Below are 24,224 nucleotides of genomic sequence, written 5' to 3'. Positions count from 1 at the left end.
CGGCTCACCCTCCGGTCATGTTCATGAAGCGCACCACCTGCACATCGCCATCGGTGGTGAAGTGGTGGCGCTCGGGCTTCAATGGCAGTGCGTCGATGATGGCCTGCTTGAGCGGCGCGATCTCGCCGGGGTAACGGCGCAGCACCGCGCGCAGGTCCACCGAGTGTTCATTGCCCAGGCACAGCAGCAGCCGGCCCTCCACGGTGACGCGTACGCGGTTGCAGCTGTCGCAGAAGTTATGGCTGTGGGGGGAAATAAACCCCACGCGGCTGTCGCTGTCGGCCATCCTGAAGTAGCGCGAGGGCCCCGGCGTGCTTTCGGTGGTGGGGGTCAGCGGGTAGCGGGTTTCGATCAGCGCCTGCACGTCATCGCTGGAGTAGAAGGTCTCTGCCCGTGAGTGGTCCGAGACATCCCCCAGCGGCATCTCCTCGATGAAGCTGATGTCCAGCTGCTCGCGGCGGGCAAAGCTCACCAGGTCGAGCACCTCGTCTTCGTTGCGCCCTTTCAGAATCACCGCGTTGAGCTTGATACGGGTGAAACCAGCCTCCTTGGCTGCCTGAATGCCGTCCAGCACGCGGGCCAGCTCGCCCGTGCGGGTCAGCTGCTTGAAGCGTTCGGGGTGCAGTGAGTCGAGGCTGATGTTGAGCCGACGCAAGCCGCCCGCGTAAAGCCGCCTGGCATGCTTGCGCAGGCTCGCGCCGTTGGTGGTCATGGTGAAGTCATCCAGCCCCGGCAGCGCGCCGATGTCGTCCACCAGCTGTTCGATGCCCTTGCGCACCAGCGGCTCACCGCCCGTCAGGCGGATTTTCTCAACGCCCAGCTCGGTAAACGCGCGGGCCACCAGAGCCAGCTCCTCCAGAGTGAGCACCTGGGCGCGTGGCAGAAAGGTCATCTCTTCGCTCATGCAGTAGACACAGCGAAAATCGCAGCGGTCGGTCACCGATAGCCGCACGTAGCGAACTCGGCGGCCAAAGTCGTCGATCAGTTGTTCGGTCATTGCCAGCTCGTTATCGGTTGTATGCAGACCACCTCGCCTGGCTGGGCGCCTGCCTGGTTATCGCCAAGTTCGATCAGGCAGTTGGCGGCCACCATGGAAGTCAGAATCCCCGACCCCTGGGCTCCAGTGCTGCGCACATGCAGCGTACCCTGGTCATCGCAGTGGTAAACGCCGCGAATGAAGTCAGTGCGCTGCAAGCGGCTTTTCAACGTGGTTTGGGCAATTGCCTTGAGCCGGGGCGGCGGCGCTGGGGTCAGGCCCTGCAACTGCCGCAGCAGCGGTACCACGAATTGCAGGAATGTCACCATGACCGCTACCGGGTTGCCCGGCAGGCCGATCAGGGGCGTTTGTGTAGCGCCCAGCTGTCCGCAGGCCATGGGCCGTCCGGGGCGTAGCGCTACCCGCCAGAAGGCCAGGCGGCCAAGCTTTTCCAGCGCCGCCCGAGTGTAGTCGGCATTGCCCACGGAAACCCCACCGCTGGTGATCACCAGATCGCTCTGGGTGGCGGCGCTGGCCAGTGCGGTTTCGATGGCGTCGAGGTCGTCGGGGAGAATGCCCAGATCCAGCACCTCGGCCCCCTGCTCGGCGAGCAGGCCCATCAGGGTAAATCGGTTGGTGTCGTAGACGCCTGCGCTGGGGAGTGGGTCGCCTGGTGGCGTCACCTCGTTACCGGTGGAAAAAATCGCCACCCGGGGGCGCCGATACACCGTGACGACGGCATGGCCCAGCGAGGCCACCAGCCCCATGCGAGCGGCGTCCAGGCGCGCGCCTGCGGCAAGGGCCACGCTGCCTTTGGCAATGTCTTCCCCGGCCTGGCGCACGTGCTGCCCGGCCGTGACCCGTTCGGGCGCATCGACGGTGGCGCTTGCGCCATCGTCGATCAGCTGTTCACGCATGATCACCGTATCGGTACCCCGGGGGATCGGCGCACCGGTGGTGATGCGTACACACTGGCCCGCAGGCACCTCGTCGGCAAACGCCTGCCCGGCGAAGGCGCCCCCCACGATGGGGAAATGGGTGGTGTAGGGAGGCGCTTTGGGCCAGGCCAGGGCCACGCCATCCATGGCGGCGTTGGTGTTTTGCGGTACATCGATGGGCGCAATGATGTCCTCTGCCAGCCGACGGCCATGAGCGCTGCTCAAGGCGACCTGCTCGGTGGCCACCGGCGACGCCACCAGCGTCATCAGCGCCTCGCGGGCAGCATCGACGCTGAGCATCTGCTCGCCCAGCTCGAAACACGACAGGCTCATGGGGTCTCCCGTGAGGACGTTGCCAGCGCCTGTTCCAGGCGGGCTTTTTCCTCTTCGGTATTGAGGTTGGCGAACGCCTCAGGGCAGTCGGACATGTCCACGCGGCACCAGGCGTGGCGAGCGTACCAGCGGTCGATCTTGCGTTCGCCCTCGGCCAGGGTGGCGGCCAGGTCGTCGGCCAGCAAGGTGCGCAGCAGCGCCACCACGGGGTGCAGGCGCTCGCCGTCGAAGGCCACGGCAATATCGTGCGTGCCATCCTCCGTGACGATGCCTGCCACCATGCGCGCCACCAGGTCATGGGGCAGCGCGGGGGAGTCGCAGGGGGCAACCAGCAGCCACGGCGTGCGGGCGGCGCGCAGGCCGCTATAAATGCCCATCAAAGGGCCCTTGAAGCCGCCTTCGGCATCGGCGATCACCCGATCGGCGAACAGCGCGTATGCATCGCCGTTGCGGTTGGCGTTGATCATCAGCTCATGAACTTGGCCGTCGAAGCGCTTGACGGTGTGTGCCACCAGCGGCAGGCCTGAGAAGGGCTCGAGGCCCTTGTCACGGCCGCCCATGCGGCGGCCTTCACCCCCCGCGAGAATCATGCCGGTAAGGTCGTGTGTCGCGATCATATGCCTGCCTCCCTGGACGAGCGAGCGCTCGGCGGTTTGGGGGGAATGGCATCCAGCGTCAAGCGCCCTTCGGCGTTGATGGCCTGGAAGCTTTTGCCTTTGGCGCGGGCAATCAGCATCACGCCGAAGCGTTCGGCCAGCTCGACACCCTTCTGGGTCACCCCCGAGCGTGAGACCAGCACGCTGATGCCCATTTGTGCCACTTTCAGCACCATCTCGGAAGTCAGCCTGCCGGTGGTGTAGAAGAGATCGGCCTGCTGGCTGTTGGCCTGGTTCAACCACTGGCGGCCTGCCAGGGTATCCACGGCGTTGTGCCGCCCCACGTCCTCGACGAAATCGAGCACCTGGGCCTGCTGGCACAGCGCGCAGCCATGCACGGCCCCTGCGCTACGATACGTTTCGTTATAGTGGTTCAGGTTGGTCAGCAGCTGGTAGAGGGTCGACTGGGCCAGCGGCGTGGCGGGCAGCGCCGTGAGCGATGTCTGCTCCAGCAGCTTGCCGAATACCGTGCCCTGCCCGCATCCCGTGGTCACCGTGCGGGTCCCCAGGCGTGCTTCCAGGTCGTCGGGCAGATGGCGCGTGACCACGGCGGCGGCCTCTACCTTCCAATCCACCTGTACCACCATAAGGTCTTCTGCCCGGTACAGCAGCCCCTGGTTACGCAGGTAGCCAACCACCAGCGCTTCGGGGTCATCGCCCAAGGTCATCAGCGTCACGATTTCACGCTTGTTGAGGTAGACCGTCAGGGCGCGTTCGGCGGCAATGGCCTGCTGGCAGGTTGCTCCGTAGGCATCCATCACGCTAATGGTGGTGGTGGCTGGCAGCCGGGCACGGCTTAACTGAAGGGCGGGCATGCGCAATCCTCACTGCTCCGCGTCACTGCCTCGCCCGATGGGCGCGGCGTTTAACGTAATAGTTGAGTAAAATAGTCTGAGTTGACGATGATGGCGCTCAAAAGGCTTACTTGTCTACCCGTTCAAGGTCTAAAGGGGCAACTCATGAGTGATAATCTGCGTGCCATTAGTGCCACCCTGGTGGCCGAGCAAAAGACCATGGGGGCGTTTACCGTGACCCAGTGGCGTATCACCGAGCTGGTGCCCGGTGACCAGGGTGACCACGTGCTGCATCTGCAGCTCTCCATGACCGAACGTGCGGCTTACCGCTTCAACCTGACGTCCGCTACCCCAAGACTCTTCGTGCGCGCTGGTTTTACCGGTCAGCCAGCCAGGCCGGATGCCATTACCGCGAGCCAGGACGTGGCGGCGGGCTGGCTGGATGGCGAACAGCAGGTGCTGGAGGCACCCATGCCGCTGGCCATTCAGGTGTGGATCGAACGCTATCTGGCCCGTCACGGAGAAGCCCCCGTGGAGCAGCGCAAGAAAAAACGCAAAGGGGCAGGCCGCGCTCAGGCGCTGCCCGACAAGGAGTGACCCGATGAGCCGATTAGAGCGTTGGTCGCGTAAAAAGCGCGGTCTCGAGAGCGATGACGTCATGGTGCCCGAGCCTGCCCAGGCAAGTGAGGAAGCGCCGGTGCTGGCTGACGCGCACGTACACCAGGAAGCCCCGGCCGACCCCGCTGAGCCCCCGGCACCTGCGCCCGGCAGCCTGGACGATACGCTCCCCGACCCTGATACCCTGCCCGCTGGCAGCGACTTCAGTGCCTTCATGGCGGCGGGGGTCAGTTCGGCGCTGCGCCGCCGTGCCCTGCGCCGACTGTGGGCCACCGGCAACTACAACGTGCGTGACGGGTTGGATGATTACGATGCCGACTACACGCAGCAGTTGAAGCCCATGGCCAGCGAGCTGGCGGGCAAGCTCAGGCGGTGGACTCACCAAGCGGAAGAGGCCAGCGAGGTGCCCCAGGAGGAGAGCACGCCAGCAGCAGAGTCCCGGACAGAACCCCGTACAGAGCCCCAGGACACCCCGTCGGCTGACCATACGGAGGAGATGGCGGCTTGCAACGGCGATGGCAGTTTTGTACAAAGAACCGACCTAGACGACCAGTCTGATTTATCTTGTCACGCTCGCCGTGAGCGCTCTGAACGATAGTTGTCTTTTTTATCATGAGGTTAGCGTTGGTCTGGTGGGCCACCGTTGACAGTGATACGACCAATGAAAGTGGCAAAAGGCGGCATAGCGCCATACGCTGAAAGCATAAGGACAGTGGCGTTACGCCGCACTTGTGTCAAAATGACCATTAAAACGACCATTCAAATAATAAGAACGACCCATTGACCGTGAGCGTGCATGAACCAACGAATCCAACTGGCGTCGATTGACGACCAGCGCAACGCGGCCGCTCGTGAAGCGGTGCGTCGGCGTATCTCCTGGCCAGTCAATCTGACCCCCGCCAACGTTACCTACCATAGTCGTGGACACGTGGTGCTGATCGGTGCCGTTCAACCCGTGACAGCCGCCGCTCGCGCACTGCAGCATCAGGGGCTGGCATCGCTGACGCTACTGACCCTGAACGACGCCGCCGAGCTGCCGATGGGCAGTGAGCCCGTCATCGAGCAGCCCTTGAGTGCCGAGCAGCTGGCGCAGCTCACTATCACCGGGCACCTGGGCGCGTTTCATCTTCAGGTGCCGTTTTCACAGGGTGAAACGCTGGATCTGGCACAAGTGCTGGTCGAGCGTGACGCCTTCGATGTCGTGCTGGACCTGACGGCCCCCGGCATGCTGCCCGCGATGCCATGGGAACTGCCGCCGCCTGGCTATTTGCGACTCGCTCCCGAGGCTGCCGATGAGCAGCGCCAGCAAGTGCTGGAGAGTGCCGTCGAGCTGGTAGGCGAGTTCGACAAGCCCCGTTACTTCCAGGTCAATACCGACCTGTGCGCGCATTCGGCCAGTGGCAATGTCGGGTGTACCCGCTGCCTGGACGTCTGCCCGGCGGATGCCATCACCAGCATCAAGGGGCGTATCGAGTCCCGCATCGAGATAGATCCCTTTCTGTGCCAGGGCGTCGGTAGTTGCACCAGCGCCTGCCCCACCGGTGCCATCGAGTTCAGGCTGCCCGAAACGCGCCGTCAGCAGGATACGCTGGCAGCGTGGCTCGAGGCCTACCGTGAGGCGGGAGGCGAGGTGCCCGTGCTGCGCTTCGTTACTCACGATACTCTGGAGCAAGAGCGCCAGGCGGGCGTGGTCACGCCAGGCCATCTCATCGATGTGCCGCTGGAAGAGCTGGGCGCGGCTGGCCACGACCAGTGGCTGACGGCCTTGGCCAGCGGCGCCTCTGAAGTACGTATTCAGCTTCACGAGGGCATGCCGCCCCGTTTGAGCGCCTTTCTGAATCATCAGGTGGCGCTGGCCCAGGGGTTGCTGGCAGCGCTTGGCCACGCCGTCGAACGTATCCAACTGGTGGCGGCCAACGCCACTGACGCGCGCGATGCTCTGCCCAGCCTGCTGCCGTTGAGTGACACTGCCGTCAGCTTCCGCGAGCCCAACAAGCGCACGCGATTGAATCAGGTACTGGCACGCCTGGCCGCGCTGGGAACCCCCAGCGGTGAGCGTCAAGCGTTGCCGGAAGGCGCGGCCTTCGGCGGCATCGACGTGGACAGTAGCGCCTGTACGTTGTGCTATGCCTGCGTCAGCAACTGCCCGACACCCGCGTTGCAGGCAGGCGGCGATACACCGGTGCTCAGCTTCCTGGAAGCCGACTGCGTGCAGTGTGGCCTGTGTGAACAGGCGTGCCCGGAAAATGCCATCACGCTGGTGCCTGGTTTTCTGGCCGCGCCTGCCCGTGAAACGCGCCACGTGTGCCATGAAGAGCCTGCCTTTGAGTGTATCGGCTGTGGCAAACCGTTCGCGACGGTCAGCACGGTGGCCGCCATGAAAACCAAGCTGGCCAATCACCCCTATTTTGCCGGCGATGCGCTGGCGCGTCTGGAAATGTGTGAGGACTGCCGCGTGAAAGACGTCTGGAAAACCATGATGCGCGACCCTGACGCGCAGTTGAAGGTGTAACGCCATGAGTGAAACCGAGGCGATGCTCAGCGAGGTCGACGCGCTGCGCGGGGATATCTACCAGCTGCTGGCACGGCTGTTGCGCCAGTCGCCCGACGTCGAGCTCCTGGCCTGGCTGGCCGAGCTGGAGGTAGAACAGGACGGCACGCGGCTGGCCGAATGCTGGGCTGGCCTTGCCAAGGCAGCCGCCCAGGCCGACCCCGAGCGACTGCAGCGCGCCCACTTTCGCCATCTGGTGGGCGTCATTCAGGGCGATATCGTGCCCTATGCCTCCTGGTATCAGCAGGGTGAGCTCATGGAAGCCGCGCTGGTGGCGCTGCGCCGTGACCTGAGGGAGCTGGGCTTCGAGCGCAGTGAACGCACCCATGAGCCCGAGGATCACCTTGCCGCCGTGTGTGAAGTCATGGGCATGCTGGTAGAAGCTCAGGCAGATGAGCAGGTAGCTTTTTTTCAGCAGCACTTGGCCCCCTGGGCAAAGCGCTGCTTCGACGATGTGGCTGACGTGGAGGCTGCCTTCTATGCCGCGCTGGGCGCGCTAGGCAGTGCCTTCATGGAGAGCGAGCAGGCGCGTATCAGCGACCGAGCCGCCCATCAGCCAGTACGACTCGTGACCTGACCCTGGTTCGCGGTCAGTGAATAGCCGGGCCAGCGGCCCAAGCATAACAAGCATGACAGTGGAGAACCCTATGCACACGTCACATAACCCTGAACGGCGTCGGTTCATGAAGACCGTTGGCCTGGGCACCGCAGCAGCAGGTGCGGCAGCGGCGGTCGGTCACGTTACCCTCGTACAGGCGAGCGACAAGACGCCCAGCCAGCGTGAAGCCCAGTCGGTGAATTACCGCGAGACGGATCACGTTCGTGCCTACTACGCCTCGCTGCGTGACTGACGGCGACCATCAGGAGATTTGCCATGCGCTTAACTCGTAAAACTCAAGCTCCGGCCGCGTCTGGGCTGGGTATCTCTCGTCGCCAATTCCTCAAGCGTACCGGCGCGGGTACGGCCGGTGTTGCGGCGGTTGGTTTCATGGGCGCGCCGATGATGCAGCGCACCGAAGCGGCGAACAAGACCCCGGTGCTCGACTCCCCCGTCGAAACCAAGCGCACCATCTGCTCCCACTGTTCAGTGGGGTGTGGCGTGTATGCAGAAGTGCAGGAGGGCATCTGGACCAAGCAGGAGCCAGCCTTCGACCACCCGATCAACCGTGGCGCCCACTGTGCGAAAGGCGCCTCTCTGCGCCAGCACGGCCACTCCACGCGTCGCCTGAAGTACCCGATGAAGCTGGTCGCGGGTGAATGGCAGCGCCTGAGCTGGGACGACGCCGTCAATGAGATCGGCGACAAGCTGCTGGAACTGCGGGACGCCTATGGCCCCGATAGCGTCTACTGGCTGGGCTCGGCCAAGTTCAGCAACGAGCAGGCGTATCTGATGCGCAAGCTCGCCTCCATGTGGGGCACCAACAACACCGATCACCAGGCGCGTATCTGCCACTCCACCACGGTAGCGGGTGTGGCCAATACCTGGGGCTACGGGGCGATGACCAACTCGCTCAACGATATGCACAACAGCCGCTCCATGCTGTTCATCGGCTCCAACCCCAGTGAAGCCCACCCGGTGGCGATGCAGCACATCCTGATTGCCAAGGAGCGCAACAGCTGCGACATCATCGTTGCCGATCCGCGCTTCACGCGTACGGCCGCCAAGGCCAACAAGTACGTGCGCATCCGCCCTGGCTCCGATGTGGCCTACATCTGGGGCCTGTTGTGGCACATTTTCGAAAACGGCTGGGAAGACCGCGAATACATCAACCAGCGCGTCTACGGCATGGATGAAGTGCGTGCCGAAGTCGCCCAGTTCCCGCCCAGCGTCGTGGAAGACATCACCGGCGTCTCGGAAGCCGACATGTTCGAGGTGGCCAAGCGGCTTTCCGACAACCGTCCGGGCTGTGTGATCTGGTGTATGGGCGGTACTCAGCACACCACCGGCAATAACAACACCCGCGCCTACTGCATCTTGGAGCTGGCACTGGGCAACATCGGCAAGTCGGGCGGTGGTGCCAACATCCTGCGTGGTCACGACAACGTACAGGGTGCCACTGACCTGGGCCTGGGCTGCGACTCGCTGCCTGGCTATTACGGCCTGGCCGAAGGCGCCTGGCAGCACTGGGCCAAGGTGTGGGACGTGGAGTACGACTGGCTGAAAGGTCGCTTCGACGACACCGAGTATGCCGACGGCAAGCCCATGTACACCAACGGTATCACCGTATCGCGCTGGGTCGATGGCGTGCTGGAAGAGGACGACAACATCTCCCAGCGTACGGCGCTGAAAGCGATGTTCTACTGGGGCCACGCGGTCAACTCGCAAACCCGCGGCGTTGAAATGCAAAAGGCCATGCAGAAGCTCGAGATGATGGTCATCGTCGACCCGTATCCCACCGTCGCGGCCGTCATGCACGACCGCACCGACGGCGTCTACCTGCTGCCTGCCGCCACCCAGTTCGAAACCACCGGTAGCGTCACCGCCACCAATCGCTCGATCCAGTGGCGTGATCAGGTCATCGAGCCGCTGTTCGAGTCCAAGCCCGACCATGAGATCATGACCCTGTTTGCCAACAAGCTGGGTTTTGGCAACGAGTTCGTCAAGAACTACGCCATGGAAGGTAATCGTCCGGTGATCGAAGACGTGCTGCGCGAAATCAATCGCGGCATGTGGACGGTGGGTTACACCGGCCAAAGCCCGGAGCGCCTGAAAGAGCACCAGCAAAACTGGCACACCTTCAGCTTTGAAAATCTGCGTGCTCAGGGTGGCCCCTCGGATGGCGACTACTACGGTTTGCCGTGGCCCTGCTGGGGCACCCCGGAGTTCCGTCACCCGGGCTCCCCGAACCTCTACGATACCAGCGTGCCCGTGATGGAAGGCGGCATGGGCTTCCGCGCCCGCTTTGGTATCGAGCGCGACGGTGTCAATCTGCTGGCCGAAGGCTCAGCCCCGGTGGGCGGCGATATCGATGACGGTTATCCGGAGTTCAACGACCAGCTGCTGAAAGACCTGGGCTGGTGGGATGACCTGACGGCCGAAGAGAAAGAGGCTGCTGAAGGTAAAAACTGGAAAACCGACTTCTCCGGCGGTATTCAGCGAGTGGCCATCGAACACGGCTGTGCGCCTTACGGTAATGCCAAGGCCCGTGCTGTTGTGTGGACGTTCCCGGATGCCGTGCCCAAGCACCGCGAGCCGCTCTACACCACGCGGCGTGATCTGGTCGAGCGGTATCCCACCTGGGACGATTTCGACTCCATCATGCGTCTGCCCACGCTCTACAAGACCATTCAGGAGCGTGACAACAGCGCGGACTACCCGATCATTCTGACGTCTGGCCGACTGGTCGAGTACGAAGGCGGGGGTGAAGAAACCCGCTCGATGTCCTGGCTGGCGGAGCTGCAGCAGGAAATGTTCGTCGAGATGAACCCTGCCGATGCCAACGATATCGGCGTACGTGACGGTGACGATGTCTGGGTCGAAGGCGCCGAGGGCGGCCGCGTCAAGGTGAAAGCTCTGGTCACGCCCAGGGTGGATCGCAAGGTGGCCTTCATGCCGTTCCACTTTGGCGGCATCTTCCAGGGCGAGAACCTGCATGATCGCTACCCGGAAGGCACGGCACCCTATGTTCAGGGCGAGGCAGCCAACACGGCGACCACTTACGGCTACGACCCGGTGACACTGATGCAAGAGACCAAGTGCACCATTTGTCGTATTGAGCGCGCTTGAACGATCACGCGCGACCCGACCAGACAGCAGGCCGATGCGGCAACGTCCGCATCGGCAAGAGGAGAACACCATGGCTCAAATGAAATTCATGTGTGATGCCGAGCGCTGCATCGAATGCAACGGCTGCGTCACCGCCTGTAAAAATGCCAACGACGTCGAGTGGGGCATTCAGCGCCGCCGCGTGGTCACGCTGAACGACGGTGAAGCCAGCGAAATGTCGATTTCGGTGGCCTGCATGCACTGTGACGACGCCCCTTGTATGGCTGTCTGTCCCACCGACTGCTTCTACAAGACCGACGACGGTATCGTGCTGCACGACAAGGACCTGTGCATCGGCTGCGGCTACTGCCTGTATGCCTGCCCCTTCGGCGCACCCCAGTTCCCCAAGCAGAACGCCTTTGGCGAGCGCGGCAAGATGGACAAGTGCACCTTCTGCGCAGGCGGCCCGGCAGAAAGCAAGGAAGAGGAGTACCAGAAGTACGGTTCCAACCGTATTGCCGAAGGCAAGCTGCCGCTGTGCGCCGAGATGTGCTCGACCAAAGCGCTGCTGGCAGGTGATGCGCAGGACGTTGCCGACATCTTCCGTCAGCGTGTCGTCCATCGTGGCCACCCGGATGGAGCGTGGTCGAACAATCCCCAGGCCAGCACCGACAACCTTGCCTACGATGCTGCCCGTAAAGGCTAAGGAGGCGTGTCATGACCACAATGACCATGACCACCGTTGAAATGCCTGCATCGACCAACGGGCATGCCGCCCGCGGGCTGAAGCGTGTCTGGCACCTGTGCCTGATGCTGCTACTGCTGATGGCCAGTCTCGGCGTGAGCCAGCTGGCCGTGGCCCAGGCAGACCCGCAACGGGAGATGACCACGGCGGCTCCGGGCATTACGGCCGAGCAGTGGCGCCAGGTGCGCAGCGGTGAAACCGGCCCGAACTATCGTGATTCGCGTCACGACAGCAACTACAACCTGATCAACGCCAGCGGTGAAACGTGGCGGATCCTGCGCAATCGCTGGGTCTCGCCGTTTGGTTTGATTGCCATTTTGGGCATGGCCAGCGTGATCACGCTGTTCTATCTGGTGATTGGCCGCAAGCACCTGGATGAGCCACGTACCGGGCGCAAGCTGCTGCGCTGGCCACTGTTCATGCGCGCGCTGCACTGGACGGTGGCGACGCTGTTCATCACCTTGGCGCTGACCGGTCTCAACCTGCTGTATGGCAAGTTCGTCTTCCGCTCGCTGTTTGGCGACGCGGTATGGGCCTGGATGATTGCGGCCTCCAAGGTGCTCCACAACTATCTGGGGCCACTGTTCGGCATCCTGCTGATCGTGCTGCTGGTCAAGCTGCTGAAGGACAATATCCCCAAGAAGCATGACCTGCAGTGGTTCAAGCAGGGCGGCGGCCTGGTCGGTAAAGGCCACCCGGATGCAGGCTTTGCCAACGGCGGTGAAAAAGTCTGGTACTGGCTGCTGGCTACCGCAGGGCTGTTGGTGGTGGCCAGTGGCTTCGTACTCGACTTCCCGAACTACGGGCAGAGCCGCGATACCATGCAGTGGGCCAACATCATCCATGCCGTGGGCGCGCTGGGCTTGACCGCCGTGGCGCTGGGGCACATCTACATCGGTACGGTAGGGACCGAAGGGTCGCTGGAAGGCATGACCACCGGCTACGTAGACGAAACCTGGGCCAAGGAGCACCACAACCTGTGGTACGAAGAGGTCAAGGGGCAGTCGCTGAGCGAGGAAGAGGTGGCTGCTCAGAAAGCGGGCGACAGCAGCGAGCCCTCTACGAAACCGGGCTGACGCACCACCATAGGATGACGCAAGATCGTCGCTGACACCGCCCTCGGGCGGTGTCTTTTGTTATGCTGCATATCAACCCTGTCTTGAAAGAGGAACCCGCATGGCTACGTTCGATGAACTGGATACCGCGACCCGCACGGAGCTGGAAGCCGCTGCATTTCGTCGCTTGCTTAAGCACCTGGATGACAACAAGGACGTGCAGAACATCGACCTGATGATTCTGGCGGACTTCTGCCGTAACTGTCTCTCCAAGTGGCTGGTCAGCGCAGCCGATGAGCGCGGCACGCCTCTGGAAATGGACGCTGCCCGGGAGTATGTCTATGGCATGCCCTACAGCGAATGGAAAGCCAACCACCAGGGCGAGGCCACCCCGGAGCAGTTGGCGGCACTCGAGGCTCGCCAGGCGCGCAAGAAAGCCCCTTCACAGAACGAGCCCAAGGAGTAGCGCCAATGGATGCCATGGAAGCCCTGAATATTGCGGTGCTCACCGTCTCGGACACCCGCACCGAAGAGACCGACCGCTCGGGTCAGTCGCTGGTTCAGCGGCTGACCGAAGCGGGGCACCGGCTGGCCGACAAGCGTATCGTGCCGGACGACGTGTACCAGATTCGTGCCGTGGTGGCCCAGTGGATTGCCGACCCCGGCGTGCAGGTGGTGCTGACCACCGGCGGTACCGGTTTCACCGGCCGTGACTCCACTCCAGAGGCGGTCTCGGTGCTGTTGGACAAGCGCATCGAGGGGTTCGGCGAGCGCTTTCGCCAGCTGAGTGGCGACGAAATCGGCAGCTCCACCATTCAAAGCCGCGCCCTGGGTGGTTTTGCCAACGCCACGGTGGTGTTTTGCCTGCCGGGCTCCACCGGTGCCTGCCGCACCGGGTGGGACGGCATTCTGGCCGAGCAGCTGGATAGCCGCCACAAACCCTGCAACTTTGCCAACCTGGTCATTCCCGGCCGGGGGCAGCATGGCTGAGCAACGCGCACAACATCAGCCACCGCCACTGCAGCCTATCAGCGCCGTTCTCGATGCGCTGCTGGCAGGGCTTGTGCCGCTGCCAGCCGAGCAGGTGCCGCTTGAAGAGGCGGCGGGTCGGGTGCTGGCTGAGCCGGTGATGGCAACGCTGGACGTGCCGCCCTTCGATAACAGTGCCATGGATGGTTATGCGCTGCGCGCCAGCGACGCGGGCAAGCGGCTGCCGGTCAGTCAGCGGATTGCTGCCGGAAGCCTGGCCCAACCGCTGGCAGAAGGCAGCTGCGCGCGGATCTTTACCGGGGGCCAGATTCCGGCGGGCGCGGATTGCGTGGTCATGCAGGAGCGCGTCACCCTGGACGACGGCCACGCGGTGATTCCCCATGACGTACCCGCGGGTGACAACGTCAGGCTCAAGGGGCGTGACGTGCAGCGTGGAGACGTGCTGCTCAAGGCGGGGCAGCGCCTGGAAGCGGCTGCACTGGGGCACCTGGCGGGGCAAGGAGTGACCGAGGTCAGCGTGCGCCGTCGGCCCCGGGTGGCGCTGCTCTCCACCGGCGACGAGATCGTCGACCCAGGCATGCCCTTGCAGCCTGGCCAGCTCTATAACTCCAATCGCCCGATGCTGACGCGTTTGCTGGAGCGCTTTGGTGCTGAGGTCGTACAGCGGGTCAGCGTTCCCGACGACTATGCCCGCACCGTCGAGATTCTCGAACAGGCGGCGGCCGTGGCCGACGTGGTGGTCAGCACCGGTGGTGTCAGCGTGGGGGAAGAGGACCACGTCAAGGCTGCGCTGGAGTCGTTGGGGCAGCTGGATATGTGGAAGCTGGCCATTCGCCCCGGTAAGCCGCTGGCGCTGGGACGCCTGCCGGCTGAGGCAGGGGGCGAGGCGCGCTTTGTCGGCCTGCCAGGCAATCCGGTGTCCGGATTCGTTGGCGCCTGGCTCTTTTTACGCCCGCTGATGGGAGCGTTGTTGGGCCGCCCTGCGCTTGCGTCACTGCCAGAGATCACCGCGAAGGCGCAGTTCACCACCGAGACGGGGCCACGGCAACACTACATGCGCGTGGCGCTGCGCTTTAGCGCTCAGGGAATCTACGCGGTGGCGTTTGAAGACCAGAACTCGGCGGTGCTCTCTTCGTGTATCGAGGCCGATGCGCTGGCCGTCATCGATGCTCACCAGCAGATAGCCCCAGGGGACGCCGTGCGCTGCCTATGGCTGGAGCACTGACGGCGACAGCCGTTGGCCATCCAGCAGCAAGGTCAGCCGCTGCTGTTCCAGCATCAGCCCGCACAGCGCGGGCATGCCCGAGCGGGCGGCGATCAGGGGAGGCAGCGAATGCAGCTGGGCGACCGGCAGGCGTGCCAGCCGACTCTCCGAACCAATGCCCAGCTGCCACGAGCCTTCGGCGTCGCGCAGGGTTAGCCAGCGGCTGGAGTCGCCGGGGCGATCAAAGAGTAGCGTGTCGACACTGGCGTGGCGCGGCTGGCAACAGTGGCTATCGATGCGCTGAACGTAGCGCGCGTCGATGGCCACCTGATAACCGCCTGCCTGAAAGACCACGCAGGTCACGGTTCGAGTGCCATCGTGGCCTGTTTGCTCGCTGTTCACGGCTCAGCCCAGCCCCTGCTGGTAGGCTTTCAGCAGGGCATCGGGGTCAAGCAGGGCCGTGGCCACACGGGCCTCTTCGGGCTGCCAAAGCGCGCTGACGAAAGGGCGCAGTGCGTCAGGCAGCGTTTCGGGGGGCGCTTTGAAGGCGCTGAGGGGTAAGTCGCACACGTCGTTCAACTGGTCGATACGCACGGCCGTACGTATCCCGGCGCTGCGCACCATCAGCAGCATGCCGTCGGCGTGGCTCTCGGTCAGCCCCAACAGCGGCTGTAGCCGAATCAGCGACTCGATGGTGCCGCGCAGATGGATGACGCCTTCGGTCGAGGAGGGCAGGCCAGGCACGAAATAGACCGGCGTATCGCCTTTGAGGATTTCCGTCACGGCCGTGCCTGGTAGCGCATAGGGTTGGCCGGACAGCGTGAACAGCACCACCTGCTGGCAGGGCTCCTCCACATCGACGATGTGGCCATCGTCCTCGCGGATGGCATCCTCAAGGGATAGGTTTGTTGCCTCATGCCCCGCGGGGCGCGAATCCGCCATGATCCTGCTCCGTGCTGATGACCACCTGGTTGCGCCCCTGGTGCTTGGCACGATAGAGCGCCTGATCGGCGCTGAGGCGTAGCGATTCGGTAGAGGGATGTTCAGGGAAACTGCTGATCCCGACGCTGAAAGTGCAGCGGAAGCGTTCGCCACCCGCGTGAAAGTCCACCTGTTCGAAGTCACGCCGCAGCTCGTCGATCAGCTCGCCTGCCCGCTGGTCGTCGATTCCCTTGAGCAGCACCACGAACTCCTCACCGCCATAGCGACCAATGATATCCGACATGCGTAAGCGTGTTTTCAGCAGCCGTGCCAGGGTGATGATGACCTGATCCCCTGCCAGGTGACCGTGGGTATCGTTGACCGCCTTGAAGTGGTCGATGTCGATCATCGCCATGGCATGCCGGGTCTTGTCCCGGTAAGCCTGGGCCAGTGTCTTGCTGATCATTTCAGTGGTGGTGCTGTGGTTGTAGAGGCCGGTCATGCTGTCCCGGGTCATCAGCGAGCGCAGCAGTCGCAGCCGCTCGGCGCGCAGCTTTACCGCCGAGACCAGCTCATCGGGTACCACGGGTTTGGTGATGAACGCCTCGACACCTGCGGTCATGGCAGACAGCTGTTTCTGGCTATCGGTCTCGCTGGATAGATAGATGATCGGCAGGCCGACGTACTCGGGCTGCTGGCGGATGATGTTGGCCAGCTCTTCACCGGAGCACACCGGCATGTAGACATCCACCAGCAGCAGATCAGGGCTGAAACGTTCAAGCGCGCTCAGTGCGTCGGCGGGGTGGTTCACCTGTTGCACCACCATGCCCGCCTCTTCCAGCAGTAGCGCATGGTAAGCGGCCACTTCCGGCTCGTCATCGACCACCATGACACGTAGCGGCTCGTCTTCGACAGGGGTGGTCAGCTCATCCACGGCCAGCATCAGGTCAAGGGGTTTCACGGGCTTGGTGAAATAGCCATTGCAGCCTGCGCGCACGGCGCTCAGACGCGATAGAAAATCGCCGTGAGCCGACAGTACGATGGAGGGTAACCGTTCGCCGGTGAGCTTGTTCAAGCTGGTGAGCGTTTCGGTACCTGCGGTTTGCCCCTGAGGGAACTGCACGTCCATGATGATGGCATCCGGACGGCGCGTGATGACGGCGTTGAAAAAGGCATCGGTGGTGTCGAAGTGCACTACTTCGTGCCCGAAGCAGCGCAAATGGTGCAGCAGTTGGCTGACCTGGTCGGGTTCGTCATCGCAAAGGTAAATCAGCCGCTGGCGCTTGCTGCGGGTTTGTTCAGGTGTCGGAGAGAACTCCACGCTTTGATGCGCTGCCAGGGCTTTCTGCTGCCCCGCCAGTGATTGCAGACGCTGCTGCTCTTCGGCCAGCTGTGCGAGTATCTGGACGATCAGCGCTTCCTGCAATGATGCCTCGCTGAGCGCGGCCTCGCCCTGGTCGGCCAGCAGCGCAATGCGCTCGAACCCCAACGAGCGCCCCGTCCCTTTCAGGCTATGAAAAAAGCGGTGCAGCTCCGGGGCCAGCTTTGCTTCTTCCTCGGCGGAGGAGCGGCTCTTTTGCCACTGCTCCTCAGTTTGCTGGAGGCGGCCTGGTAATTGGCTAATGAACCGTTGGCGCAGCTGGCTCAGCTTGTCGTGCAGCGATGAGGACATCGGGCTACCTGTTGAAGGCCTGGGCAACGGCCTGCCCCAGCGTCGTGTCTAGCTCGGCATCTTTTTGCAGACAGGCGCTCAGGCCGGGTGTCTGCATCAAGGCCGCTGTTGGCGTGTCGCCGGTGAGCAGGATGAACGGCAGGTGCACCTGCTGCTCGCGGAGCATTTCCAGTAACTCGACGCCGCTCACCAGCGGCATGTGCATGTCGCTAACGATCAGCGCGACATCCTTGTGCGCTTCCAGCTGGCGCATGGCCTCCATGGCGTCCTCGGCCAGTACCGTCTCATGGCCTTGAAACTCCAGCAGCGCAGCGGTCATTTCCCCAGCTAGTGGGTCGTCGTCTACGACCAGTATTCGCATGATCATTCTCTATCTGGTGGGGAAACCTAGCTTAGCAGGGCCTTCAGGGTTTCCACTAAATTGTTTTGGTCAAAGCTGCCCTTGACGATATAGGCATCAGCACCTACTTCGATGCCGCGCCGCCGGTCGGCCTCTTTCTCGCGAGACGTGATGATGATCGGCTTGTGACGATAGGCGTCATTTTCGCGCAGACGGGCCGTTAGCGCAAAGCCGTCCATGACGGGCATTTCAACGTCCGTCAGGACCGCGTCAAAGGTGTCGGCCAACGCCTTGTTCAAGCCATCGCGGCCATTCTCGGCCAGGGTGACCTGATAGCCCCAGGCCTCCAGCACATCCTTTTCGATCTCACGAGTGTTCAGCGAGTCATCGACCACCAGAATGTGATGGCGTGTTGCATCGGAGGGGAGCTGGGCGGCTTGGCGAAGTGACGAGTGGCGGGAGCGCTCCAGTAGCGCGGGCACATGCAGCAGGCTGGCCAGCGTATTGCGCCCCAGCGACACCATGCCCGACACCAGCGGCAAATAGCGAAGGTGGTTGGGCAGCGGCTTGATGACCATATCGCGCTCGTCCACCAGCGCATCGATGATCAGCGCCAGCTTTTGCTGACGTTGATGCACGACCAGCAATAGCACCTTGTCCCCTGCGGGCGGCGCAGCGGGCAGGTCGAGCAAGGTGGCGAGGGCAACCACCGGTACGAACTCGTTGCGCAGAATCAGCGTGGTCTGGCCTGCTGCGTCGATGAATTCCTCGGGGGAGCGCTCCAGCAACTCGGCCACATGGGGGGCGGTGACGCCCAGTGTTACGCCACTGACCTCCACCAGTAACACCCGCATCAGCGCCAATGAAAGGGGGAGGCGCAGCGAAAAGTGGGTGCCTTTGCCCAGCGCGCTGGTGACGTTCAGGTCGCCATTGAGCTCATCGACCACCGTCCGCTTGACCACGTCCATACCGACACCGCGACCCGAAAAATCGGTGATCAGGCTCTTGGTGGAAAAGCCGGGCAGCAGGATCAGTTCCAGCGTTTCCTGCTCGCTCAGCAAGGCCAGCTGACCTTCATCGAGCAACTGCCTGGCAAGCGCTTTCTGGCGCACGGCCGCCAGATCGATCCCGGCTCCGTCGTCACGCATCTCCACCACGACCCAGCCACCATCCTGCCTGGCTTCCAGGCTGAGCTGGCCACGCGGTGGCTTACCTGCAGCCTGGCGCTGCTCCGGGCGCTCGAGGCCATGATCCAGAGCGTTGCGCAGCAGGTGAATCAGAGGGTCGGAGAGGCGGTCGATCATCTGGCGGTCCAGCTCGATGGCGCTCCCCCGAACGCGGCACTCCACCTGCTTGCCCAGTGATTGCGCCAGCTCACGGGTCATTTGTGCCAGTGGGTCGAAGACGACGCTCAGGGGCAGCATGCGCATCTGCAAGGCACGGTCATGAAGATCGCTCATCAGGGCGTCGTGGCTCAGCACGCTGTCTTTGAACTCGCGCTGAAAATCGTGAAACTCGGCTTGATGCTGGGCGGGCAGAGACAGGCCGAGCTGGCGCGCCTGTTCGACCAGACCATGCAGGTGGTGATGGCCCGACAGTACTTCGCCCATCAGGCGAATCACGTCGTCCAGCCGGTCGAGACGGACCCGCACCGTATCGCTCAAGGCCAACGACGCCGATGAGGGCTTCGTGGCCGCTGGAGCCTGTTCGGAAGCGGTGGTAGAAGGCAGCGCCTTCTGCACCGCGGGCGTTGCTGAGGGCGCGTCTGCCGATGGGGCGCCTGCCGCCGACTCCAGCGCCTGGCAGAGCGCGGGGTCTGCGTCGGCCAGTGCGTCGGGGGCTGCTCCCTGCGCCAGCTGGCCGACCTGATCGTCCAACGCATCGATGGCCTGATTCAGCAGGTCCAGGGAAGCAGCCGTAGGCGCAACGCTGCCCTCGCGAAAGGCACTCAGCAGCTCTTCCATGCTATGGGCGAGGGCCGTGATCGGCGCCAGCTTGAGCATTCTGGAAGAGCCCTTGAGCGTGTGCGCCGACCGAAACAGCTCATTGACGTGCTCCTTGCCCGCCGCACCAGACGCGTTGCCGATGGCGTCCTGCGCCAGGGTATGGACCCCCTCTCGCAGGCGCGGCAAGTGGTCGGCGGCTTCTTCCACGAACCGCTGTATGAAACGACGCATATCCAGTGCCATTAGCCAACTCCCTGTATGGCGGTGTGCTCACCCAAATAGCGTTTGGCCAGAAAACAGGCATCGCCGGGGGCCAGCGGCGGCTGGATGACCTGCAGCGCACCGCTGGCCTGGGGCGTGGTTTCCAGCAGGCGTACCACGGCGGCATAGCCTCGCTGGCGCTGAACGGGGTTGTCCGGCAGCTCGCCCTGACGCAGCAGTTCCGCCTGATAGAAGTGCGCCGGCCAGCACTCCGGGGCGACGTACAGCGCTCGCTTGAAGAAATCGTAGGCCTGCTGAGGCCGCTGCAGCCAGCGCACTGCTAGCCCGGAAAGCAGCAGGGCATCTACACACCACGGGTCCTGCTCCAGCAGCGGGCGGATGAGTTGCAAGGCCGCTTCGAACTGGTTGTTATCGAGCAGCTCATGGGCCTGCTGCAGCGTCTCTTCACGCCTGGCAGGCTCGCGGGGGCTATCATGAGTATCGGCCGCTACAGGTGGCGAAGGCGGTATGTCGATGGCCTCACTGGGGGCGGCTTCCCTCGTGATGGGAGTGGGCTCTGGAGCACTCGTGAAACGCAGTGGATGGTTTGCGCGTTCGACGCCAGGGGGCTGAAAATAAAAGACCCCTTGCTCCTCTTGTAACGACAGGATGCCCAAGTCGTTCCCCAGCGTTTCCGTGACCCCGCACAGCAAGATGCCCTGTGGCGCCAGCAGCTGCTTCAAGCGCTGCTGGATGTCGCGGCGGGTGGCTTCATCGAAATAGATCGATACGTTACGGAACAGAATCACATCGAAGGGGCCGCCCAGTGCCTGGTGGTCTGCGTCGAGCAAGTTGAAGGGGCAGAACGTGACCCATTCGGTCAATGCGGGCACCAGTTGATGGGCGCGCCCCGCCGGGGTGAAGTAACGGGCCTTGAGGGCGGGGTGCAGAGCACGAAACGCCATGCCGCTGTAGCTCCCGGCTCTGGCCTTGTGCAGCACCTGTTGATCCACGTCGCCGCCGGTGATGCGGAACAGCGCCTTGGCACGTTCGCCGTACGCTTCCATCAACAGCATGGCCAGGCTGTAAGGCTCCTCTCCTGAAGAGCATCCTGCACTCAGTAGCCGCAGTGGCCCACCCTGAGTGGCCAATTGACGAGGCAGGTGTTCATCGACGAGCCACTGCAGGGCTTCTACCTCACGAAAGAAGTAGGTTTCGTTGACGGTGAGCTGGCTGATGAAATGATCAAACAGCGCTGAGTCTCGGGTGAGCCTGCCCAGCAGGGTCGCGGGGTCCTGGGTTGCCTGAGCGCGGCAAAGCTGCTCGATGGCACGCTCCAGACGCGACTCTGCCAGGCCTTCCAGAGAGAGCCCGCAGCGCTGGTGCACCAGCTGCTTGAAAGCGGCGAGGGTGGTCATGGGGAGATCTGCCGAGGTGTGGCCGTGCTCACCAAACGCAGCAAGCGTGCGGGGAGGTCGTCAAGGCCGATGATGTGCTGTATGGCGCCAGCATTGATGGCTTCCTGGTTCATGCCATAAATCACGGAGCTGGCTTCGTCCTGTGCCAGGGTGATGCCGCCTGCTTGCTGGATGGCACGCATACCGCTGACGCCGTCTCTGCCCATGCCCGTCAAAATCACTCCGATGGTATCCGCACCATAGACATCCGCGGCGCTGCGCATCAGCACATCGCAGCTGGGGTGATACAAGGCATCGGGTGGGCTCTGCACCAGTCGCACACAGTGTTCAGGCGTCACGCTCAGGTTACGCTCTGACGGTGACAGGTAAACATGGCCCGATTCGAGACGTTCCCCCTCTTTGGCCACGCTCACCGGCAGGGGGCACAGCGAGCCAAGCCAGGTGGCCATGCCTTCGATGAACCCATGGCTGATGTGCTGAGCTATCAGAATCGGCACGGGAAAGTCGCTGGGCAGCTTGCTGAGCAGGCGTGCCAGTGCCTGGGGGCCGCCCGTAGAGCAGGCAATGACCACGACCCGCTGAAAGTCGCGTGTGGCACAGGCCTGAGGGGGCGGGGAGCTCTGTATCAAGAGCGCTTGAGGGGGTGTTGCAGGCACTCGACGGCGTAGCCGCGTAATGACCGCGACCCCCGCCAGCAGGCGAACTCGAGCGCGCAGCCACTCCCCGGTGGCGTCATCCAGGGTAGGCTTGGGCATCACTTCCAGCGCCCCCACTTCCAGCGCCTTGTAGGCACTCTGGGCATCCGCACGGTCACTGATGACGAGAATCGGCACGCCCTTGGTGTGCATGATCTCTTCGATGGCACTCAGTCCATCCATGACCGGCATGTTGAGGTCCATGGTGATCAACTGGGGTGCTAGCCGCTTGGCCAGCTCGACGGCTTGCTGGCCATTGCTGGCTTCGCCCACGATATCGATATCGCCTTCGCAGGTGAGAAGGTCACGCAATATCTCTCTGGCGAGCGGGCTATCGTCAGCCATGACCACCCGGATTACACTCATCAGGCGCCTCCCATGCCGGTGATTATGGTCGACTCTGTTGGCGGTCGTCGGATTGCGTGGCCAGCGTAAATTCCTGAACCAGCTCGTTCAGCTCGGCGGACATCTGGATCATGTCCTGGCTGATCTCGGTGATGCTGCGCACGGACTGCGCATTGCGCGTGCTGGCGGTATCGATATCGCGCAGGGCGATCACCACCTGGTTGCTGGCGGTCTTCTGCTGCTGGGTCGATAGCGAAATCTGCTGGGCCGCATTGCTGGTTTGGCTAGCGGCCTTGAGCAGGGCTTCGAGGTCCTGAGCAGTGCTTTGGCTGGCCTCGACACCCTGTTCGATAGAAGAGGCTCCTTTCTCGGAGGCGACCACCAGACGGTTGATGGCTTGCTGGATATCATCGGTGTGGCCCTCTATTTCATGGGTCGAGTCGGTGACGCTATCGGCCAGGCGACGTATCTCGTTGGCAACCACCGAAAACCGACGGCCAGACTCGCCTGCGCTGGAGGCTTCCAGCGCCGCGTTGAAGGCAATCAGCTTGGTCTGTGCGGCCAGGGTGTTGATCAGCTCCATGACCTTGCTGATCTGTTTTGACTTGGCCCCTAGCGCCATGATTTCCGCCAGGCTCTGCTCGCTGTCGCTGCGGATGTCATGCATCCTGGCCTGCAGCAGCTGCATGGCCGTGCTGCCTTTACGGCTGCGCTCCAGGGTCTGGTTGGCCACGTCCACCACCGACTGGGAGTGGTCAGCGATCTGAGTCGAGGAGGTCGATAGCTCCTCCATGGTCGATGTGATCTCAGCCACGGATGACGCCATCTCCTCCACGGCCGCTGCCATGGTCTGGTTGGCCTCATGGCGAACATCGCCCCCCTGTACGCCAGAGAGCCCGGCAGTTTGCGCCAAGCGGTCTGCCACCCGGGTCAAGGCGAGGGCATTGTTCGACACGGCCTGAATGGCGCGAGAAAGCCTGGCCAGCAGTTCGTTGGTCTGAGCGGCCAGGTCGCCAAGCTCGGCGCGGTCATCGGTGTCTACCCGCTTGGAAAGATCCAGGCTGTGGGTGATCTCCTTGAGCTGGCGCTGAAAGCGGGTCAACGGGCGAATCAGGCTGCCGGTCAGCGGATAGAGCAGCACCAGGCCCGCCAGCAGGATCAATAGCCCCAGCTTGATGGAGGTGAAAAAACGCTCCCTCACGGTAGTGATGTACTCGTCTTTGGCAACTTCGACCATCAGGTAGCGCTGTACTTCTGGGAGCCAACGGGTCACCACAAACAGGGCGCGTCCATCGCGCTCGACTTCATCCACCCTGAGTTGACTATCGGTGTGCAGCAGGCCTGATGATTCCTGGTCACGTAGTGCAGAAAGGGTAGCTTCTTCACTGCTCATCAGAAAATCGCCATCCGCACTGAGAATGGCCGCGCGGCCGGTTTCACCCAGGCGGTACTCGTCAATGAACTGGGCCATGCGGGCAAGGTTGAGCCCCGCGCCAGCGACCACCCTCGGCTGGCCGTTGGCAGCCAAGGCCTGGCTACGGAAGTTCAGGAAGACGAACGCATCGTCCGGGTTGAACGTATCGCTATCGAGGTTGAGGTTGTAATCGACACCGCTTTGGGTGAACTCGTGGTACCAGGCGTCGCTGCTGTCCGGGCCTTGCAGCGGGCGCTGCTGGAAGGTCCCGTCACGATATTGAAGATAGACCTGGCGGCTGGGGGTCTGCGCGGCGATAAAGAGCAGTTCGGTGTCCAGTTGTCCCATCAAGCGTGACAGGTAGCGCTCTACATCGGCTTGCTGCTCAACCGGCAGATCGTCGGCCACCCACTGCTCGATAAAGTAGCTGTTGGCCAGACTTTCCGAAATGGCCAGGGCAGGGCTCAAGCCCAGGGTGATGCGCGTTGCCAGGCTCTCGACCTGGGTCGGCAGCTCGTTGTTGAGCAAGTGTGCTAGTCGCGCTTCGCTGTTCGTGCGGGCCTGCAGGTACAGGGCAAGCAGCATGGTCAGTGCCAGCACCGTTCCGAACGAGACAAACAGTCGAAGCCGTAACGGCAAGGATTTCCAGCGCGCAGTCATGGGCAGGCTTGCTCCAGGTGAACCCAAAGGCCTCATGATGAGGATA

The 24,224-nt window shown here is 63.1% G+C and carries 23 protein-coding genes; 11 read left to right on the top strand and 12 right to left on the bottom strand.

Features of this window, described 5'->3' with window-relative positions; all coding sequences use genetic code 11:
* Window positions 1-4 precede the first annotated feature (4 nt).
* The 4 genes from moaA to HSS18214_RS0109955 are packed head-to-tail and all read right to left on the bottom strand — an operon-like array spanning window position 5 to window position 3,718.
* The gene (gene moaA, locus HSS18214_RS0109970; protein WP_016915157.1) at window positions 5-997 is read right to left on the bottom strand and encodes a GTP 3',8-cyclase MoaA; all 993 of its coding nucleotides are present in this window, start codon (window positions 995-997) and stop codon (window positions 5-7) included.
* Entirely contained in the window at window positions 994-2,247 is a 1,254-nt protein-coding gene (gene moeA / locus HSS18214_RS0109965; protein WP_016915156.1) for a molybdopterin molybdotransferase MoeA, read from the bottom strand. Before moeA ends, moaA begins: the two co-directional genes overlap by 4 nt.
* Window positions 2,244-2,864, bottom strand: a complete 621-nt coding sequence (mobA, locus tag HSS18214_RS0109960; RefSeq protein WP_016915155.1) for a molybdenum cofactor guanylyltransferase MobA — start codon at window positions 2,862-2,864, stop codon at window positions 2,244-2,246. The genes moeA and mobA overlap by 4 nt, the downstream gene beginning before the upstream one ends.
* A complete protein-coding gene (locus tag HSS18214_RS0109955) occupies window positions 2,861-3,718 on the bottom strand; it encodes a formate dehydrogenase accessory sulfurtransferase FdhD (protein ID WP_016915154.1) in 858 nt (285 codons plus the stop codon). The genes mobA and HSS18214_RS0109955 overlap by 4 nt, the downstream gene beginning before the upstream one ends.
* Before the next feature lie 144 nt (window positions 3,719-3,862).
* Here HSS18214_RS0109955 and HSS18214_RS0109950 point away from each other — a divergent pair, with 144 nt between their 5' ends.
* The 11 genes from HSS18214_RS0109950 to HSS18214_RS0109900 all read left to right on the top strand — a co-directional run bounded on the left by HSS18214_RS0109950 (window position 3,863) and on the right by HSS18214_RS0109900 (window position 14,587).
* Window positions 3,863-4,294, top strand: a complete 432-nt coding sequence (locus HSS18214_RS0109950; protein ID WP_016915153.1) for a DUF3305 domain-containing protein — start codon at window positions 3,863-3,865, stop codon at window positions 4,292-4,294.
* 4 nt (window positions 4,295-4,298) lie between these two features.
* Window positions 4,299-4,913 (top strand): DUF3306 domain-containing protein, encoded by a 615-nt coding sequence (locus HSS18214_RS0109945; RefSeq protein WP_016915152.1) that lies wholly within the window; start codon window positions 4,299-4,301, stop codon window positions 4,911-4,913.
* A gap of 198 nt (window positions 4,914-5,111) precedes the next feature.
* Window positions 5,112-6,827 (top strand): 4Fe-4S dicluster domain-containing protein, encoded by a 1,716-nt coding sequence (locus tag HSS18214_RS0109940; protein ID WP_016915151.1) that lies wholly within the window; start codon window positions 5,112-5,114, stop codon window positions 6,825-6,827.
* 4 nt (window positions 6,828-6,831) lie between these two features.
* A complete protein-coding gene (locus HSS18214_RS0109935) occupies window positions 6,832-7,443 on the top strand; it encodes a TorD/DmsD family molecular chaperone (RefSeq protein WP_016915150.1) in 612 nt (203 codons plus the stop codon).
* 70 nt (window positions 7,444-7,513) lie between these two features.
* Window positions 7,514-7,717, top strand: coding sequence for a twin-arginine translocation signal domain-containing protein (locus HSS18214_RS0109930; protein ID WP_016915149.1), 204 nt, complete (start codon window positions 7,514-7,516; stop codon window positions 7,715-7,717).
* A gap of 23 nt (window positions 7,718-7,740) precedes the next feature.
* Window positions 7,741-10,593, top strand: coding sequence for a molybdopterin-dependent oxidoreductase (locus HSS18214_RS0109925; RefSeq protein WP_016915148.1), 2,853 nt, complete (start codon window positions 7,741-7,743; stop codon window positions 10,591-10,593).
* A gap of 70 nt (window positions 10,594-10,663) precedes the next feature.
* Window positions 10,664-11,278: a formate dehydrogenase FDH3 subunit beta gene (gene fdh3B, locus HSS18214_RS0109920; protein ID WP_016915147.1), complete on the top strand. Its 615-nt coding sequence runs from the start codon at window positions 10,664-10,666 to the stop codon at window positions 11,276-11,278.
* A gap of 11 nt (window positions 11,279-11,289) precedes the next feature.
* Window positions 11,290-12,393 carry a formate dehydrogenase subunit gamma gene (locus HSS18214_RS0109915; protein ID WP_016915146.1) on the top strand — a complete coding sequence of 368 codons (1,104 nt, stop codon included), beginning with the start codon at window positions 11,290-11,292 and terminating at the stop codon, window positions 12,391-12,393.
* Between the two features lie 100 nt (window positions 12,394-12,493).
* On the top strand, window positions 12,494-12,838 hold the full coding sequence (locus tag HSS18214_RS0109910) for a DUF1244 domain-containing protein (protein ID WP_016915145.1): 345 nt from the start codon (window positions 12,494-12,496) through the stop codon (window positions 12,836-12,838).
* Between the two features lie 5 nt (window positions 12,839-12,843).
* Complete coding sequence (gene moaB / locus HSS18214_RS0109905) at window positions 12,844-13,362, top strand: molybdenum cofactor biosynthesis protein B (RefSeq protein ID WP_016915144.1); 519 nt, start codon at window positions 12,844-12,846, stop codon at window positions 13,360-13,362.
* Window positions 13,355-14,587: a molybdopterin molybdotransferase MoeA gene (locus HSS18214_RS0109900; protein WP_016915143.1), complete on the top strand. Its 1,233-nt coding sequence runs from the start codon at window positions 13,355-13,357 to the stop codon at window positions 14,585-14,587. The genes moaB and HSS18214_RS0109900 overlap by 8 nt, the downstream gene beginning before the upstream one ends.
* Here the strand turns inward: HSS18214_RS0109900 and HSS18214_RS18050 are convergent.
* The 8 genes from HSS18214_RS18050 to HSS18214_RS0109860 are packed head-to-tail and all read right to left on the bottom strand — an operon-like array spanning window position 14,570 to window position 24,178.
* On the bottom strand, window positions 14,570-14,968 hold the full coding sequence (locus tag HSS18214_RS18050) for a hypothetical protein (protein ID WP_016915142.1): 399 nt from the start codon (window positions 14,966-14,968) through the stop codon (window positions 14,570-14,572). The genes HSS18214_RS0109900 and HSS18214_RS18050 overlap by 18 nt on opposite strands.
* A 3-nt stretch (window positions 14,969-14,971) precedes the next feature.
* Entirely contained in the window at window positions 14,972-15,508 is a 537-nt protein-coding gene (locus tag HSS18214_RS0109890) for a chemotaxis protein CheW (RefSeq protein ID WP_016915141.1), read from the bottom strand.
* Entirely contained in the window at window positions 15,480-17,159 is a 1,680-nt protein-coding gene (locus tag HSS18214_RS0109885) for a diguanylate cyclase (protein ID WP_016915140.1), read from the bottom strand. The genes HSS18214_RS0109890 and HSS18214_RS0109885 overlap by 29 nt, the downstream gene beginning before the upstream one ends.
* Before the next feature lie 4 nt (window positions 17,160-17,163).
* Window positions 17,164-17,520: a response regulator gene (locus tag HSS18214_RS0109880; protein ID WP_016915139.1), complete on the bottom strand. Its 357-nt coding sequence runs from the start codon at window positions 17,518-17,520 to the stop codon at window positions 17,164-17,166.
* Window positions 17,521-17,546: 26 nt separating this feature from the next.
* Window positions 17,547-19,688 carry a hybrid sensor histidine kinase/response regulator gene (locus HSS18214_RS0109875; protein ID WP_016915138.1) on the bottom strand — a complete coding sequence of 714 codons (2,142 nt, stop codon included), beginning with the start codon at window positions 19,686-19,688 and terminating at the stop codon, window positions 17,547-17,549.
* Entirely contained in the window at window positions 19,688-21,064 is a 1,377-nt protein-coding gene (locus tag HSS18214_RS0109870; protein ID WP_016915137.1) for a CheR family methyltransferase, read from the bottom strand. The genes HSS18214_RS0109875 and HSS18214_RS0109870 overlap by 1 nt, the downstream gene beginning before the upstream one ends.
* Window positions 21,061-22,125 carry a chemotaxis-specific protein-glutamate methyltransferase CheB gene (cheB, locus tag HSS18214_RS0109865; protein ID WP_016915136.1) on the bottom strand — a complete coding sequence of 355 codons (1,065 nt, stop codon included), beginning with the start codon at window positions 22,123-22,125 and terminating at the stop codon, window positions 21,061-21,063. The genes HSS18214_RS0109870 and cheB overlap by 4 nt, the downstream gene beginning before the upstream one ends.
* Window positions 22,126-22,147: 22 nt before the next feature.
* Window positions 22,148-24,178 carry a methyl-accepting chemotaxis protein gene (locus tag HSS18214_RS0109860; RefSeq protein WP_016915135.1) on the bottom strand — a complete coding sequence of 677 codons (2,031 nt, stop codon included), beginning with the start codon at window positions 24,176-24,178 and terminating at the stop codon, window positions 22,148-22,150.
* Between the last annotated feature and the right edge of the window lie 46 nt (window positions 24,179-24,224).

The organism is Vreelandella stevensii S18214 (assembly GCF_000275725.1).
Lineage (GTDB): Bacteria > Pseudomonadota > Gammaproteobacteria > Pseudomonadales > Halomonadaceae > Vreelandella > Vreelandella stevensii.
This window is presented reverse-complemented; position numbering and strand designations above follow the sequence as displayed.